Source organism: Lentisalinibacter orientalis, from assembly GCF_040706535.1.
Classification (GTDB): Bacteria; Pseudomonadota; Gammaproteobacteria; order Steroidobacterales; family Woeseiaceae; genus Lentisalinibacter; species Lentisalinibacter orientalis.
Genome location: NZ_JAPDRJ010000003.1, coordinates 263,502 through 290,475, shown reverse-complemented (window position 1 = coordinate 290,475; position 26,974 = coordinate 263,502). Strand labels below are relative to the sequence as shown.

Below are 26,974 nucleotides of genomic sequence, written 5' to 3'. Positions count from 1 at the left end.
TTCCGGATGGCCGCGAGTGAGCCGTTTCGAGGGGTTTCCGGATTGCAGCGGCTGTTGGCGGCCGGTATCATGATGCACCGCAATAAAAACGGTCCCGCGGACCTCTGCCGGGGTGTAATTCCCCCGCAAGTGATTGATTCCCGTGGACCTGTGTGATCAACCGGACTGGAGTGAGTCATGAGTAACCCCGCGCATACGTCTCCCGGAGAAGGCCTGGAACTGTTGGGAACGATGCACGAGGGATTCGACGAGATACTCACCCCAGAGGCGCTGCAGTTCCTCGCCGCCCTGCATCGGGAGTTCACGCCGCGGGTCCGCGATCTGCTGAAGGCTCGTGACGAGCGCCAGGCCCGCATCGATGCGGGCGAGATGCCCGATTTCCTCGCGGAGACCCGCGAGATCCGCGAATCGGAATGGCAGGTGACAGAGGCGCCGGCCGACCTGCAGGACCGCCGGGTCGAGATCACCGGCCCGACCGACCGCAAGATGGTCATCAACGCGCTGAACTCCGGCGCGAAGGTGTTCATGGCCGACTGCGAGGATTCGATGACGCCCAACTGGTACAACGTGGTCCAGGGGCAGATGAACCTGCGCGACGCGGCGAACCGCAGCATCAGCTTCGACGCGCCCAACGGCAAGCACTACGAGCTGGGCGAGAAGATCGCCACACTGATCGTCCGTCCCCGCGGCTGGCACCTGTTCGAGAAGCACCTGAAGGTGGACGGCGAGGAGGTGCCGGGCGCCTTCGTGGACTTCGGCCTGTACCTGTTCCACAACGCGAAAGAACTCAAGCGCCGGGGCACCGGGCCTTATTTCTACCTGCCGAAGATGGAGAGCCACAAGGAAGCCGCGCTCTGGTCCGACGTGTTCCGCTTCGCGGAGAAGGCCGGCGTGGTGGACGAGGGCGCCATCAAGGTCACCGTTCTGATCGAGACGATCCTGGCGGCCTTCGAGGTGGACGAGATCCTGTACGCACTGAAGGATTACATCGTCGGCCAGAACTGCGGACGCTGGGACTACATCTTCAGCTTCATCAAGAAGTTCCGGAAGTTCCCTGAATTCGTACTGCCGGACCGCAACGAGGTGGGCATGACCACCCACTTCCTGCGCTCCTATTCGCTGCTGGTGATCAGGACCTGCCACCGCCGCGGCGCCTTCGCCATCGGTGGCATGGCGGCCCAGATCCCGATCAAGGACGACCCGGAGGCCAACGAGGAAGCCATCGCCAAGGTGCGGGCCGACAAGGAGCGCGAGGCCACCGACGGCCACGACGGCACCTGGGTGGCGCATCCGGGTCTCGTGCCGATCGCCATGGAGATCTTCGACCGCCACATGCCGCAGCCGAACCAGGTGGACCGCCAGCGCGAGGACGTGGAGGTGACCGCGGCGGACCTGCTGCAGGTGCCCCAGGGGCGCATCACCGAGGCGGGGCTGCGCAACAACATCTCGGTAGGCGTGCAATACATGGCGGCGTGGCTCGGCGGCAACGGCTGCGTGCCCCTGTACAACCTCATGGAGGACGCGGCCACGGCGGAGATCGCCCGCGCGCAGGTCTGGCAGTGGGTGCACCACGAGACCGGCGTGCTCGACGACGGCCGGCCGGTGACCCTGGAGTTGTTCGAGACCGTGCTCGCCGAGGAGATGGTGAAAATCCGAGAGGACGTCGGCGAGGAGACCTACGCCGCCGGCAACTACGAGAAGGCGGCGGAACTGATGGACAAGATTACCCGCGAGGACGACTTCGAGAGCTTCCTGACGCTGGAGGCCTACCGGGAGATCGATTGAGCCGGCGGACCCGGCCCGCATTAGACGAAAGTACCAATGGTCCCGCCGTGACCATCGGGTACCATCCGAAACCCACTAACGGCGTGTCAGCGAGGAGTAGAGAATCATGAGTGTCATGTCAGCCGAGGAGCTTCAGAAATCGTGGGACAGCGACCCGCGGTGGAAAGGCGTAACCCGACCCTACAGTGCAGAAGACGTCGTACGGCTGCGCGGCACGGTAGAGGTGGAATACTCCCTCGCGCGCCAGGGCGCGGAGAAGCTGTGGAAATACATCCACGAGAAAGATTTCGTGAATGCGCTCGGCGCACTGACCGGCAACCAGGCCATGCAGCAGGTGAAGGCCGGCCTGAACGCCATCTACCTGTCCGGCTGGCAGGTGGCCGGTGACGCCAACCTGGCCGGCGAGATGTATCCCGACCAGTCGCTGTATCCGGCCGACTCGGTCCCGGCGGTGGTCCGGCGCATCAACAACACGCTGATGCGCGCCGACCAGATCCATCACGCCGAAGGCGACGACTCCATCGACTGGATGCAGCCCATCGTGGCCGACGCCGAAGCCGGCTTCGGCGGCGTGCTGAATGCCTTCGAGCTGATGAAGGACATGATCGACGCGGGCGCCGCCGGCGTGCACTTCGAGGATCAGCTCTCCTCGGCGAAGAAGTGCGGCCACATGGGCGGCAAGGTGCTCGTGCCCACCCAGGAGGCCGTCAGCAAGCTGGCGGCGGCCCGGCTGGCCACCGACGTCTGCAATGTGCCCACCCTGGTGGTGGCCCGTACGGATGCCGACGCCGCCAACCTGCTGACCTCGGACATCGACGAGCGCGATCAGCGTTTCATCACCGGCGAGCGCACCGCAGAGGGCTTCTACCGGGTTAAGCCGGGCCTGGAGCAGGCCATCGACCGGGCGCTGGCCTATGCGCCTTTCGCCGACCTGGTGTGGTGCGAGACGTCCACGCCGAGCCTGGAGCAGGCGAAGGAGTTCGCCGAGGCGATGCACAAGGAGTATCCGGACCAGCTGCTGGCCTACAACTGTTCGCCGTCGTTCAACTGGCGCAAGAACCTGGACGACAAGACCATCGCGAAGTTCCAGAAGGAACTCGCGGCCATGGGCTACAAGTTCCAGTTCATCACGCTGGCCGGCTTCCACGCGCTCAACTACAGCATGTTCACGCTGGCGAAGGGCTACCGGGAGCGCCAGATGGCGGCCTACGTGGAGCTGCAGCAGGCGGAGTTCGACTCGGAGAAGGACGGCTACACCGCCACCCGCCACCAGCGGGAAGTGGGCGCGGGCTACTTCGACGCCGTCACCCAGGCGGTGAGCGCGGGGTCCTCGATCACGGCGCTGACCGGTTCCACCGAAGAGGAGCAGTTCGACGAGGCCAGCTGAGCCGTCGTTGGAGTATCCTTGTCGGAGTAACCCAGGAACGGCGCCCCCGGGGGCGCCGTTTTCTTTGCGGGTCCAGAGGAACACACGATGCAGTACGAGAAGATCCAGATCCCGGAGCGCGGCGACGTCATCACCATGAACCGGGATTTCCGGCTGAACGTGCCGGACGAGCCCGTCATCCCGTTCGTCGAGGGCGACGGCATCGGCAGGGACGTGACGCCGGTCATGAAGGACGTGGTGGACGCTGCGGTGAGCCGTGCGTACGGCGGCAAGCGTCGCATCGCCTGGATGGAGGTGTACGCGGGCAAGAAGGCCAGCGAGGTCTACGACAGCGCCAATTTCCTGCCCGAGGAGACGCTGCATGCGCTGCAGAAATACGTGGTCTCCATCAAGGGGCCGCTGACCACCCCCATCGGCGGCGGCATCCGCTCGCTGAACGTCTCCATCCGTCAGACCCTGGACCTCTATGCCTGCGTGCGGCCCATCCGCTACTTCCCCGGCGTCAGCACGCCGATGAAGGAATCCGACCTGGTGAACATGGTGGTATTCCGCGAGAACACCGAGGATATCTACGCGGGCATCGAATACCCCGCGGGCTCCCAGGAGGTGCAGAAGCTGATCAAGTTCCTGCAGGAGGAGCTGGGCGCCACCCAGATCCGCTTCCCCTCGAGTTCCGGCATCGGCATCAAGCCGGTCTCCCGGGAGGGCTCCGAGCGACTCGTGCGCAAGGCCATCAATTACTGCATCGACAACGACTTCGGTTCGGTGACCCTGGTGCACAAGGGCAACATCATGAAGTTCACCGAGGGTGCGTTCTGCCAGTGGGGATACGAGGTCGCCCGCGAGGAGTTCGGTGCGGAGCCCAAGGACGGCGGGCCCTGGCACGCCTTCGCGAATCCGCGCACCGGCCGCGAGATCATCGTCAAGGACGTGATTGCCGACAACTTCCTGCAGCAGATCCTGCTGCGGCCGGAGGAGTACGACGTGATCGCCACGCTGAACCTGAACGGCGACTATATCTCCGACGCCCTCGCGGCCCAGGTGGGCGGCATCGGCATCGCGCCGGGCGGTAACATCGGCGACGGCATCGGCGTGTTCGAGGCCACCCACGGCACGGCGCCCGGCTTCGCCGGCAAGGATCGGGTGAACCCGGGCTCGCTCATCCTCTCGGCCGAGATGATGCTGCGCTACCTCGGCTGGACCGAGGCGGCCGATCTCATCATCAAGGGCGTGGCGAACACCATCGCCGCCAAGGAGCTCACCTTCGACCTCGCGCGGTTGCGCGAGGCGATCCGCAAACCGAAGCGTCCCGCGGGCAGCCATCCCCACGGCAAGCAGGATGTGGAGCAGGAACTCGATCAGCTCATTCCGGGCGCCACGCTGGTGGGCACGAAGGGTTTCGGCGAGGCGGTGATCCGGCACATGGACGACTGATGGCCGCGCCTCGGATGGAACTGCCGCCGGAGCAGTACGACCCGGACTGCACCCGCTGCCCGCGTCTCGCCGCCCATCTGGCCGCGGTGCGCGAGACGCACCCCGACTACCACGCGCTGCCGGTACCGCCGTTCGGCGACCCGGAGGCCAGCCTGCTGATCGTGGGACTCGCCCCGGGCATGCACGGCGCCAACCGGAGCGGGCGGCCGTTCACCGGCGACTTCGCCGGCATCCTCCTGTACCGGGCGCTCTACGACGCGGGCTTCGCCAGCCGCCCGGAGTCGGTGTCGGCCGACGACGGGCTGGAGCTCACGGACTGCCGGATCACCAACGCCGTGAAATGCCTGCCGCCGCAGAACAAACCGACCACCGCCGAGGTGGACGAGTGCAATCCCTATCTGCAGGCGGAACTCGGCACGGTGGGCGAGGGCGGCGTGGTGCTGGCCCTGGGCTCCATCGCCCACCGGGCGGTGCTGAAGGCGTTCGGCCTGAAGCAGAACGCGAACGGCTTCGCCCATGGCGCGGAACACGCGCTGCCCGGCGGCCTGACGCTGCTGGATTCCTACCACTGCAGCCGCTACAACACGCAGACGCGGCGTCTGACCGAGGAGATGTTTCATGCCGTCATCGGTCGCGCGCGGGAACTCGTCGACGGCTGACAGCGCGGCTCAGACGACGCCCGAGTGCCGCCGTCCCGCCGTATTCAGCCTCATCACCATAGCCAGGCTCCGTCCGTTATCCTAGAGATCATGGACGACGCCGCCTTCGATCATCGCCGTTTCCTCGCGAACCTGAGCCACCGGCCCGGCGTTTACCGCATGCTGGACGGGGACGGCGGAATCCTCTACGTGGGCAAGGCGCGAGACCTGCGCAAGCGGGTGGGCAGCTACTTCAGCGGCAAGGCCAAGGACGCCAAGACCATGGCGCTGGTGGCGGAGATCCGCGACATCGAGGTGACGGTCACCAACACCGAGGCCGAGGCGCTCATCCTCGAGCACAACCTGATCAAGCGGGAGCGCCCCCGCTACAACGTGCTCCTGAAGGACGACAAGAGCTATCCCTGGATCCACGTGACCGACCACGCCTACCCGCGGCTGGCGTTCCACCGGGGCGCGCGCAGCGCCCGGGGCCGCTATTTCGGGCCCTATCCCAGCGCGGGGGCCGTGCGCCGCACCCTCGGCGAGCTGCAGAAGCTGTTCCTGCTGCGCAACTGCACCGACACCTTCTTCGCCAACCGCTCGCGGCCCTGCCTGCAGTATCAGATCCGGCGCTGCTCGGCGCCCTGCGTCGGCCACATCGGCGAGGCGGACTACGCACGGGACGTGCAGAACGCGATCGCGTTCCTGGAGGGCCGCAACCAGGCCGTGATCGACAGCCTGGTGGAGCGCATGGAGGCGGCCGCCGAGGCGCTGGAATTCGAGCGGGCGGCGCAGTTCCGCGACCAGATCGCACGGCTCAAGCGGGTGGACGCCGAGCAGATGGTCTCCCGGGAGAGCGCGACGGATGTCGATGCCGTGGCGCTGGCCCGCCGGGGCAGCATCGTCTGCGTGGCCGTGCTGTTCGTCCGCCACGGCCGCCTGCTGGGCAGCCGTTCGCACTATCCGAAGGTGGCGCCGGACACGCCCGACGACGAGGTGCTGTCGTCCTTCCTCGGCCAGTATTACCTCGAGTCCGCGCCGCCGCGGGAGATCCTGGTGGAACGGGCGGTGGAGGACGCCGACCTGCTGGGCGAGGCCCTGACCGGTCGGGCAGGACACCGGGTGGAGGTCCGCCACCGGGTGCGCGGGGATCGGGCGCGCTGGCTGCAGATGGCCGCGACCAACGCGCGCCAGGGGGCGGATCTGCGCGCCGCCGGCAACGCCGGGGTGCGCCGGCAGCTGGAGGCGCTGGCCGAGGCGCTGGAGCTGGACGACGTGCCGGAGCGCCTCGAGTGCTTCGACATCTCCCACACCGGCGGTGAGGCCACGGTGGCCTCCTGCGTCGTCTTCGGCCCCGAGGGGCCGATGAAATCCGACTACCGCCGGTTCAACATCCGGGGCACGGCCGCCGGCGACGACTACGCCGCCATGCGAGAGGTGCTGGAGCGGCGCTACAAGCGCGTGAAAAAGGGCGAGGTACCGCTGCCCGACCTGGTGCTGATCGACGGCGGCCGTGGCCAGCGCACCCAGGCGCTGGAGATCCTGGCCGACCTGGATCTGGAGTTCCTGAAGGTGGTGGCGGTGGCCAAGGGCCGGGCGCGCCGTCCGGGCAGCGAGCAGCTCTGGGTGGAGGAGGAGGCCTATCCACGCACCCTGCCGTCCGGCTCGCCGGCGCTGCTGCTCCTGCAGAACATCCGCGACGAGGCGCACCGTTTCGCCATCACAGGCCACCGGGCGCGCCGCGCGAAAGCCCGCCGGGGCTCGGTGCTCGAGGACATCCCGGGCCTCGGCCCCAAGCGGCGCCGGGATCTGCTGCGCCACTTCGGCGGGCTGAAGGGCGTATCGGCGGCAGGCATGGACGACCTGACCAAAGTGCCCGGCATCAGCCGCGTGCTGGCCGAGCGCATTTATACTGTACTCCACGCCGAGCAGGAACCGGCCGGCGAGGCGCAACCGAATTGACAGCGACGGATCTGCCGTGCAACTGAATACCGCGAATACACTGACCTGGATACGCATCGCCGCCATTCCGCTGTTCGTGGTGCTGTTCTACCTGCCGTACGAGTGGGGCCGCCCGGCCTCCGCGGTGGTCTTCATGCTCGCGGCCATCACCGACTGGCTGGACGGCTACGTGGCCCGCAAGCTCGGCCAGATCACGCCCTTCGGCGAATTCCTGGACCCGGTGGCGGACAAGCTCATCGTCGCCGTCGCCCTGGTGCTGCTGGTGCAGACGGACCAGCGCATCTCGCTGGCCCTGGTGGCCGCCATCATCATCGGTCGGGAGATCACCGTATCCGCCCTGCGGGAGTGGATGGCGGGGCTCGGGCAGCGTACGACGGTGGCGGTGTCCATGGTGGGCAAGGTGAAGACCGCCCTGCAGATGATCGGCCTGACCCTCATGGTCTGGCACCTCGATACCGGCGGTCTGCCGGTGTATGACGCGGGTTTCCTGTTCCTGCTGGCGGCGGCGGGCCTGACGCTGTGGTCCATGTATGCTTACGTCAAGGCGGCCTGGCCGGTGCTGAACGCGAATAGCTGAGTGCGGTGCCTTGACAGTCCCCCGGGAGTCGCTAGAATTGCGGTCCCTTCGAGACTAGGCGGGAATAGCTCAGTTGGTAGAGCGCAACCTTGCCAAGGTTGAGGTCGCCGGTTCGAGCCCGGTTTCCCGCTCCAACAAAATCAACGATTTAGGCCACTCTTCGGGTGGCCTTTTTCGTTCTCGGCGGAGTGGACGTCCCCCGTTCCTCACCAGCGTCCGCTTCGCCGGCCAATGGTATTATTTATCACGCGGCCGGCAGCCGGGCGGCTCCGCGTCGAACAAGCAGTACAAGGTGTCGTCCAGATTGCCGGAGTAATCGGTCGTGAGTGACATCACGCAATTGATCGCCGCTGCTGCGGGAGGTGACGCGGACGCCTCCGAGGAACTCTTTTCCCTCGTTTATGCCGAGCTGAGAAAAATCGCGCGCTCCCACCGCAGGCGTTGGCAGGGTGACGAGACGGTCGGCACCACGGTCCTCATCCATGAGGCCTACCTGAGACTGGCTGAAAGCGGAGGATCGTACGAAAACCGGCGCCATTTCTATGCCACCGCTTCGCGGGCCATGCGCCAGGTCCTCATGAACTACGCCGAGAAACGGCTGGCGCTGAAACGACATGGCGAGCGCGCCGCCGTGCAGCCCGATGACCTTCCGCTCGCCGACGAGCGAACCATCGAGGATTTGCTTGCGCTGGAGCAATTGCTGGGACGTCTTGAACTGGACAGCCCCAGGCGCTGCCGCATCATCGAATGCCGCGTTTTCGGCGGTATGAGCATCGACGATACCGCGGCGGCCCTCAGCATCTCGCCGGCCACCGTGAAGCGGGAATGGGCCGTCGCCAGTGCCTGGCTGTACCGGGAGATGAAAACCGACTTCATGCCCGGTGCCGTCCCGTGATGCCGCGGCAATGAGCCGGTACGCTGCCGGAACCGGTAAGTCAGGACAGGGAATTCGCAGGCGGGAGTGAAATCGCGATGCTGATCTCCGCGGAAGCCGAACGCCTGTTCCTCGAGGTGCTGGAGCTGGAACCGTACGCAAGGGACGCTTATCTGACCGCAAACTGCGGGCACAACCCCGTGCTGCTCCGGGAGGTGATCTCGCTGGTGGGCGCGGCAGGCGAGTCGGAGCCGTATTTCGCCGATTTGGCCGGGCGGATCGGCCTCGGCGCGCTCGCCGACGACTCCCTGCCGACCGCCGTCCCCGAGACCGTCGGGCGCTGGAGGCCGCTACGTCTCGTGGGGCGCGGCGGCATGGGCGCAGTGTACCTCGCCGAGCGCGCTGACGGTCACTACGAGGCGAAGGTGGCGCTGAAGATCCTGCCCCTCGGGCTCGGGGATGCGGCCGCGCGCGAGCGCTTCGTTGCCGAACGCCAGATTCTCGCCAAGCTCGTTCATGAGAACATCACGCGACTGCTGGACGGCGGGGTCACGGGGGACGGCACGCCGTATTTCGTCATGGATTACGTCGACGGCCGGCCGATCGATGCCTGGTGCGACAAGCACTCTCTCCCGGTCGACGACCGTCTCGCGTTGTTCCTCTCGGTCTGTGAGGCGGTGCAGTTCGCGCACCGCAAGCTGGTCATCCATCGGGACATCAAGCCGGCAAACGTGCTCGTCGACGCCGCCGGCGCGGTTCGCCTGCTCGACTTCGGTATCGCGAAGCTCATCGACCGGGAGGAGCAGGGAGCGGAGGTTACCCGCCTCTCCCGGCGTCCCCTCACGCCCACTTACGCGAGCCCGGAGATGCTGCGCGGCGAGGCGGTGGACGTAACCACCGATGTCTATTCGCTGGGAGTGCTCTGCTACCGGCTGCTGACGGGCCATCCGCCGCGGGAATTCCCTGATCCGTCCTTCGCCGGAATCGAGGCGGCGCTGCGTGCGACGGAACCGCCGGCGAGCGCCGCCGTCCTGCGGTCCCGGCAGGAGGCTGACGGCACCCTCGTCGGTCCGGAGGAACTTGCCGCCCGGCGGGGGACGAACCCGCGGCGTCTTGCCGCGCGCCTCACCGGTGACCTCGACGTGATTCTTGCTACCGCGCTGGCCGTCGGGAAGGAGCGCCGCTACGGCTCGGTGGAGCAGTTTGCCCACGACGTGCGGCGCCATCTGGAGGGCCTGCCGATCGTGGCCCGGCCGGCCACCGCGGGCTATCGGCTCGGCAAGTTCGTGCGGCGCCATCGCATTGCCATCGCGGGCGGCGCCGTCGCCGCTGCGCTCCTGGTGGGCATCACGGCCGTTTCGGTGAATCACGCCATCGTCACCGCACGGCAGTCTCTCGAGATCGCGGCCGAAAGGGACCGCGCCGAAACGGTGACGGCATTCCTGAAAGGGATCTTCTATACGGCGGACCCTGGCGTCTCCCAGGGCGCGGATCTCACCGCCAGAGAGATACTGGAGCGGGCCGTGCTGGGACTCACCGACGACAGCGAGGAGAGGCCGGACGTGCGCGCCGATCTGCTTGATGCGGTGGTGGACGTCTACGTCGGTCTCGGCTTCTTCGCGGAAGCGCTGCCATTGGCAGAGGAGGTCGCGACGCTCCGCAGGGAGATCGCCGGGGAGTGGTCCGCGGCCTACGCCGACGCGCTGCACACACAGTCCTACCTGCTGGAGCAGCTGGGCGACTACGGAGAGGCGCTGGACGCCGCGGGTCGCGCCCTCGAGCTGCGGCGGGCGATCGGCGCGCCGGTCCCGCTCGGTGACAGCCTCATCGTGTATGCCCGTGTGCTGCATCGCCAGGGCGAGCCCGAGCGGGCTGAACCTTACTACCGCGAGGCGGTGGCGCTGCATCGGTCGGCCTTCGCCGGGCCGGACGAGAAGCTCGCCCAGAGTCTGGTATCCCTCGGTACCCTGGAGAAGGCGCTGGGCCGCCTGGACGAGGCCGAGACGCTGCAGCGAGAGGCACTCGCCATGCGACTTGCGCTCTATGAGACTCCGGCCACGGAACTCATCGAGAGCTACTACAACCTGGGTACCGTTCTCCACCAGCGGGAACTGTACGAGCAGGCGCGAGAGGCTTACGAGTCGGCGCTCGCCGTGGGAGCGCAGCTCTGGCCGAAGCCGGAAGGTCACCCCGACGAGGCCTTCATGCTGAACGGTCTGGCTCGCGTGCACGAGTCGCTGGGTGAGGACGCCCGGGCCGCCGAGCTGTTCGGTGAAGCTTCCGTCAGGGTCGAGCGTCTTCTGGGACCGGATCACCCGAATCTCGGCATCGTCGAGGCTAACCGCGGTCGAATCCTGTTGCGGGTGGTGGGCTGCGAGGCTGCGGAAGCCCCCCTCGAGCGCGCAGTGAGCGTCCTCGAGGCTGCTGCACCGGCAATTCTGCCGCTTGCGCTAGCCCGTTCCCGGCTCGGCCGCTGCCGACTTGACGGAGGGCGCCTGGACGAAGCGGAAAGTCTCCTCCAGGCGGCTCTGCCGCCGCTCCGCGACGGCCCGGGGATCGATCATCCCGAGACGCGGGCGGTGCTCGAGCGACTCGTGGCCCTGTACGAGGCCCGGGGCGACCGCGAGCGGGCGGGCGAGTACGCTGCGCTGTCCGCGTCCGGTCCCGCCGAATAGCACCAGCCCCCACCGGTCCCGCCGTTGCTCCCGGCTGCACGCCGCCGTGAGCCGGTTTCCGTCCGTGTCCGGTATGCAGAGTTGCGGACCCGACAACTGCAGGACACCGACATGCGCAAACGAAGATTTCCGATCCTCACCGGGGTACTGGCCACGGTATTCATGGCCGCCTGTGGCGGCGGCGGCAATGGAGTCAGCGACGAAGGCGACGATACGAACGATCCACCGCCGCCACCGCCTCCGCCTCCCGTCGTGATAGACATAGCCGACGCTTCGGCCGCGGAGGGAGACGGCAGCGGCGGCGAACTGGTCTTCGAGGTCACGCTCAGCGAGGCGGCGGCGGACGACGTCACCGTGGACTATGCCACCGCCGACGGCAGCGCGAGCGCCGCTTCCGACTACACGGCGGAGGCGGGCACCCTAACCATACCTGCCGGCGACACGCTCGCGACACTCGTCGTCGGCCTCATCGGCGATACCGATGTCGAGCCCGACGAGACGCTAACGGTCACGCTCAGCAATCCCTCCTCGAATGCCGAGCTGGGTGACGCCGAGGCGACGGGCGGGATCATCAACGACGACGCGGACAGCCAGCCGGTCGGGACCGGCCTGAACGACACGGGCGTGACCGGCTGCAGCACGGAGATCGCAGACGACCTGCCCTGTGGGGATGCGAGTGCTGGCACTGACCAGTTCCCGCGCCAGGACGCACAGTTTGGCCGTGACGTGACCGCACCGGCCCCGGGCGACGGCCGGGTGGGCTTCTCCTTCGTGAAGCTGGATACGAGCGGTCAGCCCCTGGCCGACCAGTCCGCGGCCTACGCCGCCTCCCCCTGGGACTGCGTCCGCGACGAGGTCACCGGTCTCGTCTGGGAAGTGAAAACCGACGGCGCCGCCACCTACAGCTGGCGCAACACCAGCGGCATCGACGATGCCGGCGATCCGGGCGAGGCTGACGGCGGCAACTGCCCCGCGCCCGGCGCCTGCGACACCGAAGCCTATGCGGCGGCCGTGAACGCAGGAGGACTCTGCGGTCGCAGCGACTGGCGGCTGCCGAAGCGCAGCGAACTCGTCTCGCTGGTCGACTACGGCGTCGCCGGCGGCGCCCGCATCGATACCGCCTTCTTCCCCAATACCGCGGCCGGTCGATACTGGAGCGCCGAGCCGAATGCCCGCGGCGACGTCCACAGCGTTGATTTCGCCACCGGCGAGTCGGACGGTGCGGACCGTTCGGATGCGCTCGCGGTGAGACTCGTCAGCAACGGAGAGATTCAATGATCCCCCTCGGTAAAACGAACACCCCGGAGCGGACGATGGCTTCGGCCCTGCTCGGCCTCCTGGCCGTCCTCAGCCTCACAGCCGGCCAGGGGCACGCGGCGGTGGTCGCGAGCTCTTTCGCCGCCTGCGACATCAAGGCCTCTACCGGCCTCGTTCGCTCCGACACCGGCGTCTCCCAGCAGGCGTCGGGATCGGACGCCTTCCCGCTGGAGCTCAGCGTGCCGGTCTGGGAAGATATCCGCCGCGAGCCCGATCTCGCCCAGGGCGGTTACTGCTATGCCGACGAGAACGGACGGGTACGCGGTCGGGTCGTCACCGGCAACGACCTCGACAGCCCGGTCGATGCCGAGACCGTACTCGTTTGGAAAGGCTCCTACGTCCGGCGGTCCGGATCCCCCGACCCCAAGTTCACCGTCTACCCGAGCCGGGTGCGCATCCTGGCCGATCCCATAGACATCCCGGACGGCGACGCCGCGAAGATCTTCGCCGAGATGGATTTCGAGGTATGGCTGGCCGTCCGCGGCGGTCCGCAGACCACCGGCTACACCCGCTACCAGATCTACCGGCAGTGGTCTCGGATGCAGGGCCAGCCGGGGAAAGACAATTTCGACTTCGACACCGATACGGGGGGCATCGCCGCCTACCTGGGGTCGGACGGGAGGAAGCGGCATCCGGCTACGGACGGCGTCGAGCCCGACATCCGCGAGGGCAGCGCCCTGTACGAAGTGCCGCTCTACAGCGAATCCATCCCACTGGCCCGGGCCGGAGTCGACGTCGGCGATGAGTACGTCATCGAATACGTACTCACGGTGAAGGCGGGTGAGGCGCCGGGCCCGGAGTCCTGGGCAGAAGCCTTCGTCGGCGATCCCCTCGACATCGATACGGGCATCCTCCTGGAGATCCTGGACGATCCGGCCCCGACGCCGATCACGGGCTGCGATACGGCGCCGGATCCGCTGCGCTACCTGGACAACCGGGACGGGACGGTCACTGATGCACGCACCGGCCTCATGTGGCAGCGCTGTCCGCTCGGCTACACGCTGGACGACGGCGGCACAGCGGCCGACCCGGCCGACGATACTTGCTCGCCGGACTCGGGCGCAACGGTATTCAGCTGGCAGGCCGGCCTGGCCGCCGCGACGGACAGCGAGCTGGCCGGACACGGAGACTGGCGCAAGCCCGATCTGAAGGAACTCGAGTCCCTGACCGAAGCGTGCTCGGCACCGATACTGATTGATCAGTCCGCGTTCCCGGGGACACCGCCTGAGCCGGTCTGGACGTCAACGCCGGAGACGACCGGCACGGAGGACCCGCGCGGTGCATGGCAGATCGACTTCGGCAGCGGCGAGGCTCGTACGGAGTCGCGCACGGCGGAGGCGCACGTGCTCGCGGTACGCAACACCGGGGCCGGACCCGACGCGCTACGGCGGGCGATCACGGCCGGCGACGCGGCAGTGGGAGAGGGCGACGCGGGCGTGGCGACCCTGGAGATTCCGGTCGGGCTGTCCCTGCCCGCAGTCGGGAATATCACCGTGGACTACGAGGTGGTCGGCGCAGGTGCTACAGCCGGCATCGACTTCACTGCCGTCGCCGGCACGCTCATCATCCTGGCCGGCGAGACGGCGGCGGTCGTGCCCGTGGAGGTAAACGGGGACACGGAGTTCGAGTATGACGAACGCGTGCTCCTGCGCCTCTCCAATCCGGGGGGCAATGCCTGGCTGCGTCGATCCGTCGGCATCGGCACCATAGTGGACGACGAGCCGGCCTTCCTGCCCCTCGACGCGGCGGAGTTCGCCGAGACCGATGCCGCCCAGGTAGTGGACCTGATCATTGCGCTGGACCGGCCGGCCCAGGCCACGATCACCGTGGATTATGCCACCGCCGACGAAAGTGCGGTGGCTGGCGAGGATTACCTGTCAGCCTCCGGCAGCCTCGTTTTCCAGCCGGGCGAGAGTGAGGCCGTACTGCCGCTCACGCTTCTGGGCGACCTGGCGACGGAGGGCACGGAACGTTTCCAGGTGGAGCTCGACAACGCCTCCGGCGCGGCGCTGATCGGCGCACCCGTCACCATCGAAGTGAGGATCCTGGACAACGACGGTGCCGGCACCTATGCCGCTATCAACGACAGCGGTACGACGGAGTGCGCAACCGCGACCCAGGCCCTCGTGCCGTGTCCGCAGACGGGCTATCCGGGGCAGGATGCGGAATTCGGCAGGGACGTGATGGCTGACGATCCGTCCGACGGCGCCCTCGGCTTCTCCTTCTTGAAGCTGGATTCGGCGGGCGCGCCACTCACCAATCAGGCCGCGCTCTACTTCCAGTCCCCCTGGGAGTGCGTGGAGGACCAGGTGACCGGTCTCGTCTGGGAGGTGAAGACCGACGAGCCGACGGACCTCCGTTACTACGACCACACCTATACCTGGTACGACTCCAGTGGCCAGAACGACGGCGGCGACGCCGGCACCGCCAACGGCGGCATCTGCGCCGACGGCGTGAACTGCGACACGGAGAAGTATGTTGCCGCCGTGAACGCGGCGGGTCTGTGCGGCTACAACGACTGGCGGCTTGCCTCTGCGGATGAGCTCTACACTGTCGCATGGCTCAGCAACCAGTCGCTGCGCGGCATGGACACGTCCTACTTCCCGAATCACTTCAATCCGCCCGACGGCCGCGGCTACTGGAGCTCCACGCCGGTGGCCACCGACGCTGCCAGCGCCCTGATGGTCCGCATGGACGCGTCGGTGAGTTCATCGACCACGGTGCTGGCGCTGCCGAAGAGCTTCACGCAGCGCATCCGTCTGGTGCGTGGCGGGACGCGGCTGTCCGACCTGCCCTGAATCCAAGGAGAACGACCATGAGAAAACTGATGATCGTGATTGCGGGCCTGGCGACCGCCGGTGGGGCGACCGCCCAGACCTGCAAGGACCGGATCGAACCGACCGCGCCCCTGGAGCGCTACACGCTGCACGACGACGGCACAGCCACGGACCGCCGTACCGGTTTGCGCTGGCAGCGCTGTCCCCTGGGCTACACCCTGGACGATGGCGGCACGCCGCTCGATTACGCCGACGATCTGTGTACGGCGAGCGGAGTGACCACCTACGACTGGCAGGCAGCTTTGCAGGCGGCGGCGGATCTGAACGCCACCACCGGATTCGCCGGCTTCTTCGATTGGCGGGTGCCCGGCATCAAGGAGTTGATGACCATCGTCGAACGGAGGTGTGCGGCGCCGGCTGTCAATACAGTCGTGTTTCCGGATACTCCGGTGAGCGGCCTGCTTTGGAGCTCTACCACGTACATCCGAAACACAGAGGCGAATACCCTGTCATTGGCGGACGGTCTTCCGGGCTCGGGCTTCAAGAGCGGGACCGGTTCGGCGCACTACGTGCGGCTGGTGCGCTAGCCAGGCCTCATACCCCGGTGGCGGTCACGGGCCGCCCTCTGCGCGGGCCCTGCGGGGCCCGTTTTTCTTGCCTGCCGGTTCGCCTGTGATGTCCGATCTGGTAATCTCCCGTCGCCGGCTCCGCCCGCATCAAGTCACTGACGAATAAAGGACAATTCGAGAATGACTCTGCCCCCCGGGATCGGCGGCGCCGCTGCCGTCTGTCTGCTCGCCGTGATGGCCGCCGGGCCGCTGACCGCGCAGGAAAAGACTGACGGCGCCGCCGCCGCGGACGCCGCCATCGAAGAGGTCATCGTCACCGCGCGCCGCCGCAGCGAGAACCTGCAGGAGATTGCCGACGCCATCACGGTGTTCGACCAGGCCGCCATCGAGGATGCGGCCATCCAGCGTATGAACGACGTGGCGGCGCTGACGCCCAACCTGCGCTTTTCCGACGACCAGGAGGTGGGCCAGAGCACGATCACGATTCGCGGCGTCACCCAGCAGCGGGGCATCGGCGAGACGCCGCTCGCCTTCGTCGTCGACGGCGTCACCGTCAATAACTCGCTCGTCACCACCCAGGACCTCTACGACGTGGAGCAGATCGAGGTGCTGCGGGGGCCGCAGGGCGCGCTGTACGGCCGCAACTCCGTCGCCGGCGCGGTGAATATCACGACCCGCGGTCCCACCGAGGACTTCGAGGCCTACGTCGAGACCCGCTTGGGGGAAGGCGAGGACTACACCCTGCAGGGCGCCGTCTCCGGCCCCCTGTTCTCCGACAAGGTGCGCGGCCGCCTGGCGGTCTACAACAATGACCGGGACGGCCAGCTGCTGAACGAGGGCCTCGGCGAGTACGTGGACTTCAAGGATTCGACGTCGCTGCGCGGACGGCTGCTGATCGAGCCGAACGAGCAGCTGAGCGTGGACCTGCGCTATCAGTACGCTGACCAGGAGGCGGGTTCCGGCTATTTCATGCCGGGCTCGGCCGACACCGAGGAGAACCGGCTGCCCGGCGATCCTTTCCCGTTCCCGCTGGACAACACGACCTACACCATCCAGTCCAATATCCTCGGAGTCTCCAGCGTCAGTTTCGACGACTACACCGCCAAGGTGGACTACGACTTCGATGCGTTCACCCTGACATCGATCACCGGCTGGCACGACCTGGAGTCCCGCAACGATCAGGACCTGGATCAGACGGACCGTGAGTTCCTCAACATCGACGTGGACGACAACCAGAGCCAGTTCAGCCAGGAGCTCCGACTGGTGTCTACGGCGGAGGGGGGGCCGCGCTGGATCGTCGGCGCCTACTACAGCGACCAGGAGCGCGACCGCACGCTCGCGACCTTCCTGAACGTCGCCGGCTTCCAGAATGGCGGCGACTGGAGCACCGGGAGCGCCTTCTTCGTGCCCCAGGCGCCGGCCATCCTGAACGAGCAGTACGAGACCCGCGCGGTATTCGGGCAGGTGAGCACGGACCTCACGGACCGCCTGGAGCTGACCGTGGCCGGGCGCTTCGATGACGTGAGGCGGGAGAACGACACCAACAACCCGCTAGCCAATGGTGTTAAGGAATTCAGTGAGTTCCAGCCTAAACTTCAACTGGCTTATGCTCTCACCGAAAACCTTAATCTATTCGCGACCTATGCCGAGGGGTTCCGGCCCGGCGGCTTCAACACGCTGGCGAACGACCCCGCGGTGCAGTTCGCGCCGTCGTTCGATTCGGAACACCTGGACAACTACGAACTCGGGCTGAAGTACGCCAGCGCCGACGGCAGCCGGGTGCTGAACGTGGCGGCGTTCTACATCGATTACGAGAATCAGCAGTGGTTCCTGTTCGACCCGTTCGGCTCCCAGGCCCTGATCAACGCCGACGAGAGCCGTATCCTCGGCGGCGAGGTGGAGGCGGTGATCCGGCCGCTGGACGGCCTCACCCTGGCGCTCGCCTACGGTTTCGTTGACAGCGAGATCGAGGCCATCGGCGCCGAGCCGGGGCTCACGGTGCCGCCGTCGGACGTGATCGGCAACGAGGTGCCCGGGGCGCCCGTGTACACGCTGAACCTGAGCGGGGAGTACGTCTGGCCGCTGGGTCCCTGGCAGGGCTTCGCCCGTGTCGACGTGGACCGGCGGGGCAAGACCTACTGGAGCATCGACGGCCGTGACGCGGAGGGCGCCTACACCGTCGTGGATCTGCGCCTCGGCCTGCGTGGGGACGCCTGGAGCGTGACCGCCTTCGCGGAGAACGCCACGGACGAGGATTGGATCGAGTACTACGTCTCCCGCCGCTTCACGAGCCTGCGCACGGACATCGCCTGGCCGAGCCCGCCGCGCATGATCGGCGTCGAGGCCCGCTATCGTTTCTGATCCGCTGCACGCGTGGCGCATTGCGGCGACCGGGAGCCGCGGGCACACTAGGCCAACGGTAGGTCGGCAGCCCGCCCGCTCGGGCAACTTCGGCGCAGGTCGGTACAGAGGGCATCGCGGCAGGCACGCTTGTGAGTGAACCGCTGGTCAGAGGCCGGACCACGCTGATCAGCGTGGCAGCGGTCATCATCATCATCTTCGCCATGCAGGCGGCGAAGGTGCTGCTCGTGCCGTTCCTGCTGGCGGTGTTTCTGTCGCTCGTGAGCGTCCGCCCGTTGCTGTTCATGCAGCGACAGCGCATCCCCGGCGTGGTGGCGGTGCTGCTGATCGTCGTCGTGATGATGCTCATCCTCGCCGTGTTCGGCGTGATCGTGGGCACCTCCATCGCCGAGTTCACGGCCGCTCTGCCCACCTACCAGGCCCGCCTGGACGCGATGATGGACGGGTTCCTGAAATTCGTCGCGGCGCGAGTGGACAGCGATCAGCCCATCGAGAGCCTGGGCGACATGATCGATCCCGGCTGGGCCATGGGCATGGCCGCCAATACGCTGAACGCGCTGAGGGACGTCCTCACCAACACGCTCCTCATCTTCCTCACGATGACCTTCATCCTGCTGGAGGCCTCCACCTTCCCGGTGAAGATCACGGCCGCCTTCGGCCGGGGCGAGGAGCACATGGCGGCGTTCCGGGACTTCCTGGTCAACCTCGGGCGCTATCTCGGCATCAAGACGCTGGTCAGCCTGGCCACGGGCATCTCGGCCTGGCTCCTGACCTGGGCCGTGGGCCTCGACTTCCCGCTGCTGTGGGGGCTGCTGGCCTTCCTGCTGAACTACATCCCCGTGATCGGCTCGATCATCGCCGCCATACCCGCCGTGCTGCTGGCGCTGCTCCAGTTCGGCCTCGGGCCCGCGGTGGGCATCGCCATCGGCTACCTGATCATCAACGTGCTCTACGCCAACGTCATCGAGCCGCGGATGATGGGCTACGGCGTCGGCATCTCGCCGCTGGTGGTGCTGCTCTCCATCGTGTTCTGGGGCTGGGTGTTCGGCCCGGTGGGCATGCTGCTCTCGGTGCCGCTCACCATGACGCTGAAGATCGGTCTGGAGGCCAACGACGACACCCGCTGGGTGGCGGTGCTGCTCGGCTCGGGACGCGACGCCCAGCATGTCCTCGAGGAGGAGGAGCCGGTGGAGGGTGTTCACGCGGAGGCCGAGATTTCCTAATATCGGGGGTGTGGTCCGGGGTCCTTCGCGGCCCGAGAAACCGGTGCCCGTGCGGGGCCTTGTGTGGTATGGTCCGGGTCCCCGGCGCCGCCGGGGCCGTGGACAAACGATGGCTAGGTGGCAGAGTGGTTATGCAGCGGCCTGCAAAGCCGTGTACGCCGGTTCGATTCCGACCCTAGCCTCCATCCCACCACCCACTTCCATGCATCCGAAAGTCCCGCGCCCGATTGCCACCTGACCCGGCCTCGGCTAGCATGTCCCAAAACGGTGCAGGCCTTGTATCTTGCTTCTGGATCGGGGAGGGGACGAGATGACTATCAGACTATTGGCATCGGTACTGGGGACCCTGTTCCTGATGGCGGGTTGTGCCGCGAACAATGGTGGTGACCCGGCCGTGGTCGCACAGACGGACAGCGCCGCAGCCGGCGAGACCCGGGCCGCAGGCGGTGCGGCTGACGAGCCGCAGCTGATCTGCAAGGAAATCGTGAAGACCGGGACGCGCTTCTCCGAAAAGGTATGTGCCACCAAGGAAGCCTGGGACGGCGCCGCGGAACACGGGCGGAGGGCTACAGAGGAAATTCAGCGCAGGCCGGTCTACGAGGACGGGCAGAATCCAGTCGGCGGCGGCTGAAATTGCTGTTCGCCGGCTCCGGGCCTCCCTGGTAAGGTTTCGCGCGCCCGTCGCCCACTTGCAGGCCGGGCCTTTGCTTTGTGCCGGTGCGCCCGGGTGGCGGAATTGGTAGACGCTGCGGACTTAAAATCCGCTGTCCGCAAGGACGTGCCGGTTCGAGTCCGGCTCCGGGCACCAAACTAATAAAAACCGTAATTTATAGTATATTTCTCAGATAGATTCTCGCGCCAGTCGTTACCGACCGCCAGCGTACACGGACCTTCACTCCTCCCGGCCCCGACCCTCGAGCCGCGTCAGCCGCTCCACCAGATCGGCCACCTGTTTCTCCAGCGCCTCGATCCTCTCCAGCGTGGCATCCGCCTTCTTCGTGGCCGGAGCGGGCGCGTCGACCGGCGCGGCTGTCCCTGCAGACACGGGTTCCCCGCAGAACAGGTGAGCCCAGCGGATCTCGCGTCGGCCAGGTTCCCGGGGCAGGGTGGTGACGAGGGGACCCTCCTCACGACCGGCGAGGGACTCCAGGCACTGCTGGACCTCGCCCAGACTCGAAAAAGTATGCAGCCGTCCGCTCCGGGAACGCAGTTCGCCGGGTGTCTGGGGCCCTCGCAGGAGCAGCAGGCAGACGATGGCCGTCTCGCCGGGCGTGAAGTGCAGATCGCTGAACTCGGTATTGCAGAACCGCTGCTTGAACTTCACCACCCGGCTGCCGAAGCCGCTGCGGTCCAGCACCAGGTGTTTCCGATGCAGCGAATCCAGCGCTTCCTGCACCTCGGTCTCGGTGAGATTCATCACCGGGTCCCGGTTGCTCTTCTGGTTGCAGGCGTTCGTCAGCGCATTCAGCGACAGGGGGTAGTGATCCGGCGTCGTGATCTCTTTCTCGATCAGGGCGCCGATGACGCGGGCCTCGACGGTGTCGAAAAGGGCTTCCATGGTGGCGGGTTCCTCCCGGCGGCCGGTCGCGGTTTACGCGGATAGGCGCCCGGCGTGATCTGTGGTTGCATGCCTGTGCGACCGTGTACGGGTCTGCGCAGACGCCGACGCATTACGTATCATCCCCGGGCGTACCGGACAAGCAAGGAAAAAAGATGGAGAACGCCGCCAGACTGATCCTCGACTCATCGCTGGGTACCGAGCTGACGGACGAGGAGGCCACGACGCTCGCCTCGCTGATGCAGATGCGCAGTCTCGGGGACGGCGAGTATCTCACGACCGAGGGCGCCACCGACGACTCGCTGCACGTGCTGCTGGAGGGCAAGCTCGAGGTGGTGAAGCAGGCCGGCGCCGGCGAGACGGCCACGCTGGGCATCCTGCGTGACGGCGAACTGGCCGGGGAGCTCAGTTTCATCGACGGGGCCCCGCATACCGTGGGCCTGCGCGCGCTCTGCGACAGCCGGGTATTCAGCCTGAAGCGGGATGTTTTCGAGGGCCTCGTGGAGGATCATCCGGGCATCGTCTACAAGGTGATGCGCGCCATCGTGCGCTCGGCGCACAAGACCCTCAGCCGGATGAACTACGAGTTCATCGAACTCAGCAATTACATCTTCAAGCAACACGGGCGCTACTGAGTCTCGCCGGCGCCGGGTTCGGCGTTGGCCGCCTTGTAGTCCGTCAGCGCCGCCTCGACGCTCTGCGTGAGGATCCGGTCGATGTTGTCGAGGCTGTCGATGCCGAAGCTCTCATACCGGGCCCTGACGTACTGCATCATGTAGGTCGGCTGCTCCTGGTAGTTCACGGCGAAGCCCACCCGGGTGACGTAGAGATAGATGTCCGGGTAATTCGTGGTCTGGGTGCAATCCACCTCTGCCGTCAGGAACAGCTCGCCGGGAGCCCAGCCGGAAGCCCGCGGCACCGCGAGACGGGTGAATGCCGTCTGCACGGCCAGGTCCGCCTCCGTACGCCGTATCGCGCATTCCTCCCCGACGGACAGCAGCACGTACAGGCCCTGAGGGTTGTCGCTGCGCATCCACGGCTGGGGGGCCGCCATCGCAGCCGCCGCCGGCAGTGCGAGAGCCAGCACGCGGGCGAGGCCGGCGATGCGTTTCGCTGTCGTCATCAGTGTTCCTCCCTGGGTCGGGGACGTCCGGAGCCGAGGACGCAGTTTACTGCAGGCGGGAGCCCGCCGCAGTGGGTTGCGGTGGGCGGAAAACCCGAGCGGCGACAGCAGCTTGCGAAAAGTGCGAAGGATTTGTCTCCGCCGCGGCCTCTAACGGTCCGAGCCGGCGGCACCACGCCGACGGATGCGACTGGCATAGGAGGCCGCGTGAAGACACAGACCCACCCCCTTACCGACATGCGAGACGGTTTGCCGCCGATGCCCGGCGCGCCGCGGTGCTCTGGCGTGAGCCTCGACCTGGTGGGCCCTTCCAGTCCCGGCAGGAGGGCGCTGGAGGCGGAGATCAGGGATTGCTACGCCCTTCACTTCGGCGCCCGGGTGGAGGAGTTCATGCCCTGGTTGCTGCGGGTGACCTGCCGCGGCGACGGCGCCCGCGGCGTCATCGGGCTGAGACCGGCGTCGCGGGAACGACTCTACCTCGAGGACTATCTCTCGCGGCCCGTGGAGGAAGCCATCGCGGCCGTCGCAGGCCATCCCGTGCCGCGAATCGCGGTGGTGGAGATCGGGCAACTGGCTGTCGAGAGCCGGCAGGTGGTGGTGCCGCTTTTTCGAGAGCTGGTGCCGTTCCTCCTGCAGCAGGGCTTCGGCTGGGTATGCTTCACCGCCACCGGGCCCGTGCGCTCGCTGCTGGCGAAGGCCGGTCTTGCCGGCTGCGAGCTGGCGCCCGCGAGGGAATCCTGCGTGGCCGGCCGCCAGGACGCATGGGGCAATTATTACCGTCACGACCCGCGGGTGATCGTCGGCGACCTGCAGCGCCCGACAGGGTTCAGGTGCAATCCCGTCGACGCCGCGTGCCGCATCAGGGAGGCCGGCGCATGAGCGTGGTGCTCACCGCGCTGCGCCGCCATGCGGCCGAGCGCCCGCTCGCGGCTGCCGTGGTAGCGGAGGCCGGCGTGCTGGGCTATGCCGCGCTGGAGGCCCGGGTGACGGCGCTCGCCTCCCAGTTGCGGGCGGCGCGCGTCCGGCGGTGCGCCCTGATGGCCGACAACGGCCCGGACTGGATCGTCGCCGATCTCGCGATGGTGGCGGCCGGCATCACGGCCGTCCCCGTACCACTGTTCTTCACGCGGACCCAGCTGGACCACCTGCTGACCGACGCCGGCGTCGATGCGGTCCTCGCCGCCGGCGGCGCGGCCTTTGCCGACGACGGGCACGGCTTCCGGCGACGGCCCCTGGCCGGGGCGGGCGGCCTGACACTGCTGCGCCGTTCCATCCGTCGGGACACCGCCCTGAACGGCCGCACCGACATCGCCAAGGTGACCTATACCTCGGGCAGCACCGGCAGTCCCCGCGGTGTGTGCCTCGGCCAGGATGGAATGGAGGCCGTGGCATCGAGCCTGGCCGGCCGCCTGCGGGAGGTCGGGGTACGGCGCCACCTCTGCGTCATGCCGCTGGCGACGCTGCTCGAGAATATCGCGGGGGTTTACGTGCCGCTGCTGCTCGGCGCCGCCATCCATGCGCCGGCGCTGGAGCGGGTGGGCCTCAGCGGCTCCAGCGGTCTCGTTCCGCTGCTCCTGCGCCGCGCCATCGGCGAGAGCGGCGCCGAGAGCGTGATCCTGCTGCCGCAGATGCTGGCCGCGCTGAACCGGACCGCCGATCTCGACCCCTGGACCGACTGCCCCCTGCGCTTCGCCGCGGTGGGCGGCGGTCGCGTGGCGCCGGCCGAACTGGAGCAGGCCCACGCACACGGACTGCCCGCCTACGAGGGTTACGGCCTCTCCGAGTGTCATTCCGTGGTGTCGCTGAACACCCCCGGCGACAGCCGCCCCGGCAGCGCGGGACGGCCGCTGCCCCATGCGCGGGTCAGGATCGCGCCCGACGGCGAAATCCTGGTGGCGGGCGCGGTGATGCAGGGCTATCTGGATGCGCCGGTGCGCGAAGACGCCGGCATCGCCGGCAGCGACGTCCCCACCGGCGAGATTGCCACCGGAGACCTTGGCCGGCTGGACGACCAGGGCTTCCTGCACGTGCAGGGCCGCAAGAAGAACCTGTTCATCACGGCATTCGGCCGCAACGTGTCGCCCGAGTGGGTGGAGAGCGAACTGGTGCACGAGCCCGCGATCGCGCAGGCGCTGGTCTGGGGCGAAGCGCTGCCCCGCAATGCCGCCGTCATCGTGCCCGCCGTTCCGGTGGGAGCCGAGGGCGTGCAGGCGGCGATCGACGCCGCGAATCGCCGGCTGCCCGATTACGCACGCGTATCGGCGTGGGTGCCGGCCGACGCACCGTTCCGAACGGACACGGGCGAGCTGACCGCCAACGGTCGGCTCCGCCGGGACGCACTCATCCGGCGCTACGGCGGCCGGCTGACCGATCTGATCCACGGCGCCACCGCGCCCGACAAGAAGGTGATCAACGCATGACCGATTTCTTCCAGGCCCTGGCCGACCACACCGCCGCCGAGCGCGAATACCTGCTCGGCTCGCCGATCATCCACGACGCCCTCGAGGGCCGTGTGACCCTGGCGCAGTACCTGGCGTTCCTCACCGAGGCCTATCACCACGTGAAGTGTACGGTGCCCCTGCTGATGGCCTGCGGCAGCCGTCTCGGCGACGACTACGAGTGGCTGCGCGGCGCCATCGTCCATTACATCAACGACGAGTACGGCCACCAGGAGTGGATCCTGAACGACATCGCCGCGGCCGGCGGCGATCCGGAAGCGGTGCGCCACGGCACGCCGGGGTTCGCGACCGAGCAGATGGTGAGCTACGCGTGGGACACGATCGGGCGGGGCAATCCGGTGGGCTTCTTCGGTATGGTCTACGTGCTGGAAGGCACCAGCATCGCCATCGCGGGACAGGCTGCAGGCTCCATCGGCCGTAGCCTCGGGCTCCCCGAGGGTGCCTTCTCCTACCTCATCTCCCACGGCGAGGTGGATCAGGAGCACGTGAAGTTCCTCGCAGGTCTGCTGAACCGGCTGGAGCGCGAGGAGGATCGCCGGGCGGTCCGTCACTGCGCGCGCCGCTTCTTCCTCCTCTATGCCGGGATCTTCCGTTCGTTGCCGGCCGCGGGGAGCGCCACCGAGAGGGCCGTGGCGTGAATCTCGCCGGACGACGTGTGCTCCTCACCGGCGCCACCGGCGGCATCGGCGCGGCGCTGGCCGCCGAACTCGCCCGGGCCGGAACCCACCTGCTACTGAGCGCACGGGACGCGGCGAAGCTCGAAGCGCTGGCCGCGGAACTGCAGGAGCAAACCCGGGCAGCCGAGCGCCGGACCGCCATCCTGACCGAGCCTGGCGACATCACCGACGCCACCGCCCGAGAGCGCCTCGCGCGGCGGGCCCGCGGCTTCGAGGGCGGCATCGATGTGCTGATCAACAATGCGGGCGTGAATGCGCTATCCCGCTTCGGCGACCAGAGCGCGGCGGACATCGAGGCTCTGGTGCAGACCAATCTGCTGGCGCCCATGCTACTGACGCGGACCCTGCTGTCCCATCTCCTGGCACGGCCGGCGGCCTGGCTGCTGAACGTCGGCTCGGTGCTGGGCTCCATCGGCATGCCCGGCCAGGCGGTCTATTCCACGACGAAATTCGGGCTGCACGGGTTCACCGAAGCGCTGCGCCGGGAGTGCGCCGGTACCGCTCTCGAGGTGCTCTACCTCGCTCCGCGCGCCACCCGCACCGCGATGAACGGTGATGCCGCCTGCCGCATGAACGAGGAACTGGGGGTGGCCATGGATCCCCCGGAGCGGGTGGCCCGGCGGGCGATGGCGTTGCTGGCCGGTTCCCGGCCGGAACAATTCATCGGCTGGCCCGAGCGCCTGTTCGTGAAACTGAATGCGGTCGCACCCCGCCTCGTCGACGGTGCGCTCGGCAGGCAGAGACCGGTGGTGGAGGCCTACCTCCGTCCACGTACCCACAGCCAATGAGGTGAACGAAATGATACGGACGATACGGAGCCGGGCGACTGCCCGGATCATGCTGACCGGCGCGATGCTCGCGTTCGGCCTGACGGGCGCGGGCCTGGCCCGGGCGGCAGACATGGAGCAGGGTCTGCGGGAGATCCAGCAACGCTGGGCGGAGGCCAATTATCAGCTGGAAGGAGGCGAGCAGAAGGACGCGTTCGAGGCCCTCGCCGAGGACGCGGCCGCGCTGGTCGCGGCCCACCCGGACCGGGCCGAGCCACTGGTATGGCAGGGCATCGTGCTCAGCACCTACGCCGGCGTGAAAGGACCGTTCGGCGCCATGAGCCTGGCGAAGAAGTCCCGGGATGCGCTGCATGCCGCGGAGAAGCTGGACCCGACCGTCCTCCAGGGTTCCGTCTACACCAGTCTCGGCGCGCTGTACTACAAGGTGCCCGGCGGCTTCATCGGCTTCGGCGACAGGGACCGGGCGAGGGAATATCTGGAGAAGGCCATCGCCATGAACCCGGACGGGATCGACCCGAACTATTTCTATGGCGAATTCCTGTACGAGGAGAAGGACTACGATGCGGCGCGGCGCGCGCTCGAGCACGCGCTGGAGGCGCCGGCGCGGCCGGATCGCACGCTCGCCGATCAGGGCCGGCGCGAGGAGATCCGGGAGCTGCTCGCCAGGGTCGAGGAGAAGGCCGGCTGAGCTTGCCGCCGTCCGTGACGGCAAGGTGACGGCAACGTGACGGGGCAGGGATCGCGCGTTATCCTCGACGCCGGTTGAACAGAGAACCGGCGCCGAGGTGGC

The 26,974-nt window shown here is 67.6% G+C and carries 22 protein-coding genes and 3 tRNA genes; 23 read left to right on the top strand and 2 right to left on the bottom strand.

Features of this window, described 5'->3' with window-relative positions:
* The first annotated feature begins 177 nt into the window (after positions 1-177).
* The 17 genes from aceB to ACJMK0_RS12800 all read left to right on the top strand — a co-directional run bounded on the left by aceB (position 178) and on the right by ACJMK0_RS12800 (position 20,387).
* Complete coding sequence (gene aceB, locus ACJMK0_RS12880; protein WP_405238814.1) at positions 178-1,785, top strand: malate synthase A; 1,608 nt, start codon at positions 178-180, stop codon at positions 1,783-1,785.
* A 106-nt stretch (positions 1,786-1,891) separates the two neighbouring features.
* Positions 1,892-3,172 (top strand): isocitrate lyase, encoded by a 1,281-nt coding sequence (gene aceA / locus ACJMK0_RS12875; RefSeq protein WP_405238813.1) that lies wholly within the window; start codon positions 1,892-1,894, stop codon positions 3,170-3,172.
* Positions 3,173-3,259: 87 nt separating this feature from the next.
* On the top strand, positions 3,260-4,606 hold the full coding sequence (gene icd, locus ACJMK0_RS12870) for an NADP-dependent isocitrate dehydrogenase (RefSeq protein WP_405238812.1): 1,347 nt from the start codon (positions 3,260-3,262) through the stop codon (positions 4,604-4,606).
* Entirely contained in the window at positions 4,606-5,265 is a 660-nt protein-coding gene (locus ACJMK0_RS12865; RefSeq protein ID WP_405238811.1) for a uracil-DNA glycosylase, read from the top strand. Before icd ends, ACJMK0_RS12865 begins: the two co-directional genes overlap by 1 nt.
* Before the next feature lie 90 nt (positions 5,266-5,355).
* Entirely contained in the window at positions 5,356-7,206 is a 1,851-nt protein-coding gene (gene uvrC / locus ACJMK0_RS12860) for an excinuclease ABC subunit UvrC (protein WP_405238810.1), read from the top strand.
* 22 nt (positions 7,207-7,228) lie between these two features.
* On the top strand, positions 7,229-7,783 hold the full coding sequence (pgsA, locus tag ACJMK0_RS12855) for a CDP-diacylglycerol--glycerol-3-phosphate 3-phosphatidyltransferase (protein WP_405239068.1): 555 nt from the start codon (positions 7,229-7,231) through the stop codon (positions 7,781-7,783).
* A gap of 58 nt (positions 7,784-7,841) precedes the next feature.
* Positions 7,842-7,917 (top strand) — tRNA-Gly (locus ACJMK0_RS12850).
* A 188-nt stretch (positions 7,918-8,105) separates the two neighbouring features.
* The gene (locus ACJMK0_RS12845) at positions 8,106-8,678 is read left to right on the top strand and encodes an ECF-type sigma factor (protein ID WP_405238809.1); all 573 of its coding nucleotides are present in this window, start codon (positions 8,106-8,108) and stop codon (positions 8,676-8,678) included.
* 77 nt (positions 8,679-8,755) lie between these two features.
* Positions 8,756-11,332, top strand: a complete 2,577-nt coding sequence (locus ACJMK0_RS12840; protein ID WP_405238808.1) for a tetratricopeptide repeat protein — start codon at positions 8,756-8,758, stop codon at positions 11,330-11,332.
* A gap of 111 nt (positions 11,333-11,443) precedes the next feature.
* Complete coding sequence (locus ACJMK0_RS12835) at positions 11,444-12,610, top strand: Lcl domain-containing protein (protein WP_405238807.1); 1,167 nt, start codon at positions 11,444-11,446, stop codon at positions 12,608-12,610.
* A 35-nt stretch (positions 12,611-12,645) separates the two neighbouring features.
* Entirely contained in the window at positions 12,646-15,447 is a 2,802-nt protein-coding gene (locus tag ACJMK0_RS12830; protein WP_405238806.1) for an Lcl C-terminal domain-containing protein, read from the top strand.
* A gap of 17 nt (positions 15,448-15,464) precedes the next feature.
* Positions 15,465-16,013, top strand: coding sequence for an Lcl C-terminal domain-containing protein (locus tag ACJMK0_RS12825; RefSeq protein ID WP_405238805.1), 549 nt, complete (start codon positions 15,465-15,467; stop codon positions 16,011-16,013).
* Positions 16,014-16,175: 162 nt separating this feature from the next.
* A complete protein-coding gene (locus tag ACJMK0_RS12820) occupies positions 16,176-18,356 on the top strand; it encodes a TonB-dependent receptor (protein ID WP_405238804.1) in 2,181 nt (726 codons plus the stop codon).
* 131 nt (positions 18,357-18,487) lie between these two features.
* Positions 18,488-19,579, top strand: a complete 1,092-nt coding sequence (locus ACJMK0_RS12815; RefSeq protein ID WP_405238803.1) for an AI-2E family transporter — start codon at positions 18,488-18,490, stop codon at positions 19,577-19,579.
* A 111-nt stretch (positions 19,580-19,690) separates the two neighbouring features.
* A tRNA-Cys gene (locus tag ACJMK0_RS12810) sits at positions 19,691-19,764 on the top strand.
* A gap of 125 nt (positions 19,765-19,889) precedes the next feature.
* Positions 19,890-20,210: a hypothetical protein gene (locus ACJMK0_RS12805; RefSeq protein ID WP_405238802.1), complete on the top strand. Its 321-nt coding sequence runs from the start codon at positions 19,890-19,892 to the stop codon at positions 20,208-20,210.
* A gap of 90 nt (positions 20,211-20,300) precedes the next feature.
* Positions 20,301-20,387 (top strand) — tRNA-Leu (locus tag ACJMK0_RS12800).
* 84 nt (positions 20,388-20,471) lie between these two features.
* On the opposite strand, the gene ACJMK0_RS12795 is transcribed toward ACJMK0_RS12800, so the two are convergent.
* On the bottom strand, positions 20,472-21,137 hold the full coding sequence (locus ACJMK0_RS12795) for a YceH family protein (RefSeq protein ID WP_405238801.1): 666 nt from the start codon (positions 21,135-21,137) through the stop codon (positions 20,472-20,474).
* Between the two features lie 155 nt (positions 21,138-21,292).
* Between ACJMK0_RS12795 and ACJMK0_RS12790 the strand changes: the two genes are divergently transcribed.
* The gene (locus ACJMK0_RS12790; protein ID WP_405238800.1) at positions 21,293-21,772 is read left to right on the top strand and encodes a Crp/Fnr family transcriptional regulator; all 480 of its coding nucleotides are present in this window, start codon (positions 21,293-21,295) and stop codon (positions 21,770-21,772) included.
* Here ACJMK0_RS12790 and ACJMK0_RS12785 read toward each other — a convergent pair.
* A complete protein-coding gene (locus tag ACJMK0_RS12785; protein ID WP_405238799.1) occupies positions 21,766-22,260 on the bottom strand; it encodes a hypothetical protein in 495 nt (164 codons plus the stop codon). The two genes, ACJMK0_RS12790 and ACJMK0_RS12785, sit on opposite strands and share 7 nt — an antisense overlap.
* 285 nt (positions 22,261-22,545) lie before the next feature.
* On the opposite strand from ACJMK0_RS12785, the gene ACJMK0_RS12780 reads away from it, so the two are divergent.
* The 5 genes from ACJMK0_RS12780 to ACJMK0_RS12760 are packed head-to-tail and all read left to right on the top strand — an operon-like array spanning position 22,546 to position 26,872.
* Positions 22,546-23,139 (top strand): thermostable hemolysin, encoded by a 594-nt coding sequence (locus ACJMK0_RS12780; protein ID WP_405238798.1) that lies wholly within the window; start codon positions 22,546-22,548, stop codon positions 23,137-23,139.
* The gene (locus tag ACJMK0_RS12775) at positions 23,136-24,680 is read left to right on the top strand and encodes an AMP-binding protein (protein WP_405238797.1); all 1,545 of its coding nucleotides are present in this window, start codon (positions 23,136-23,138) and stop codon (positions 24,678-24,680) included. Before ACJMK0_RS12780 ends, ACJMK0_RS12775 begins: the two co-directional genes overlap by 4 nt.
* Positions 24,677-25,357, top strand: coding sequence for a TenA family transcriptional regulator (locus ACJMK0_RS12770; RefSeq protein ID WP_405238796.1), 681 nt, complete (start codon positions 24,677-24,679; stop codon positions 25,355-25,357). Before ACJMK0_RS12775 ends, ACJMK0_RS12770 begins: the two co-directional genes overlap by 4 nt.
* Positions 25,354-26,184 carry an SDR family oxidoreductase gene (locus ACJMK0_RS12765; RefSeq protein WP_405238795.1) on the top strand — a complete coding sequence of 277 codons (831 nt, stop codon included), beginning with the start codon at positions 25,354-25,356 and terminating at the stop codon, positions 26,182-26,184. Before ACJMK0_RS12770 ends, ACJMK0_RS12765 begins: the two co-directional genes overlap by 4 nt.
* 10 nt (positions 26,185-26,194) lie before the next feature.
* Positions 26,195-26,872 (top strand): tetratricopeptide repeat protein, encoded by a 678-nt coding sequence (locus tag ACJMK0_RS12760; RefSeq protein ID WP_405238794.1) that lies wholly within the window; start codon positions 26,195-26,197, stop codon positions 26,870-26,872.
* Positions 26,873-26,974: the final 102 nt, after the last annotated feature.

Bases quoted from the DNA above. Each gene is read 5' to 3' on its own strand.
- ACJMK0_RS12825 (WP_405238805.1), top strand. From the start codon at position 15,465: ATGAGAAAACTGATGATCGTGATTGCGGGCCTGGCGACCGCCGGTGGG.
- ACJMK0_RS12830 (WP_405238806.1), top strand. From the start codon at position 12,646: ATGGCTTCGGCCCTGCTCGGCCTCCTGGCCGTCCTCAGCCTCACAGCC.
- ACJMK0_RS12760 (WP_405238794.1), top strand. From the start codon at position 26,195: ATGATACGGACGATACGGAGCCGGGCGACTGCCCGGATCATGCTGACC.
- aceB (WP_405238814.1), top strand. From the start codon at position 178: ATGAGTAACCCCGCGCATACGTCTCCCGGAGAAGGCCTGGAACTGTTG.
- ACJMK0_RS12785 (WP_405238799.1), bottom strand. From the start codon at position 22,260: ATGACGACAGCGAAACGCATCGCCGGCCTCGCCCGCGTGCTGGCTCTC.
- aceA (WP_405238813.1), top strand. From the start codon at position 1,892: ATGAGTGTCATGTCAGCCGAGGAGCTTCAGAAATCGTGGGACAGCGAC.
- icd (WP_405238812.1), top strand. From the start codon at position 3,260: ATGCAGTACGAGAAGATCCAGATCCCGGAGCGCGGCGACGTCATCACC.
- ACJMK0_RS12820 (WP_405238804.1), top strand. From the start codon at position 16,176: ATGACTCTGCCCCCCGGGATCGGCGGCGCCGCTGCCGTCTGTCTGCTC.
- ACJMK0_RS12775 (WP_405238797.1), top strand. From the start codon at position 23,136: ATGAGCGTGGTGCTCACCGCGCTGCGCCGCCATGCGGCCGAGCGCCCG.
- ACJMK0_RS12805 (WP_405238802.1), top strand. From the start codon at position 19,890: ATGACTATCAGACTATTGGCATCGGTACTGGGGACCCTGTTCCTGATG.
- ACJMK0_RS12835 (WP_405238807.1), top strand. From the start codon at position 11,444: ATGCGCAAACGAAGATTTCCGATCCTCACCGGGGTACTGGCCACGGTA.
- ACJMK0_RS12795 (WP_405238801.1), bottom strand. From the start codon at position 21,137: ATGGAAGCCCTTTTCGACACCGTCGAGGCCCGCGTCATCGGCGCCCTG.
- uvrC (WP_405238810.1), top strand. From the start codon at position 5,356: ATGGACGACGCCGCCTTCGATCATCGCCGTTTCCTCGCGAACCTGAGC.
- ACJMK0_RS12840 (WP_405238808.1), top strand. From the start codon at position 8,756: ATGCTGATCTCCGCGGAAGCCGAACGCCTGTTCCTCGAGGTGCTGGAG.
- ACJMK0_RS12865 (WP_405238811.1), top strand. From the start codon at position 4,606: ATGGCCGCGCCTCGGATGGAACTGCCGCCGGAGCAGTACGACCCGGAC.
- ACJMK0_RS12770 (WP_405238796.1), top strand. From the start codon at position 24,677: ATGACCGATTTCTTCCAGGCCCTGGCCGACCACACCGCCGCCGAGCGC.
- ACJMK0_RS12790 (WP_405238800.1), top strand. From the start codon at position 21,293: ATGGAGAACGCCGCCAGACTGATCCTCGACTCATCGCTGGGTACCGAG.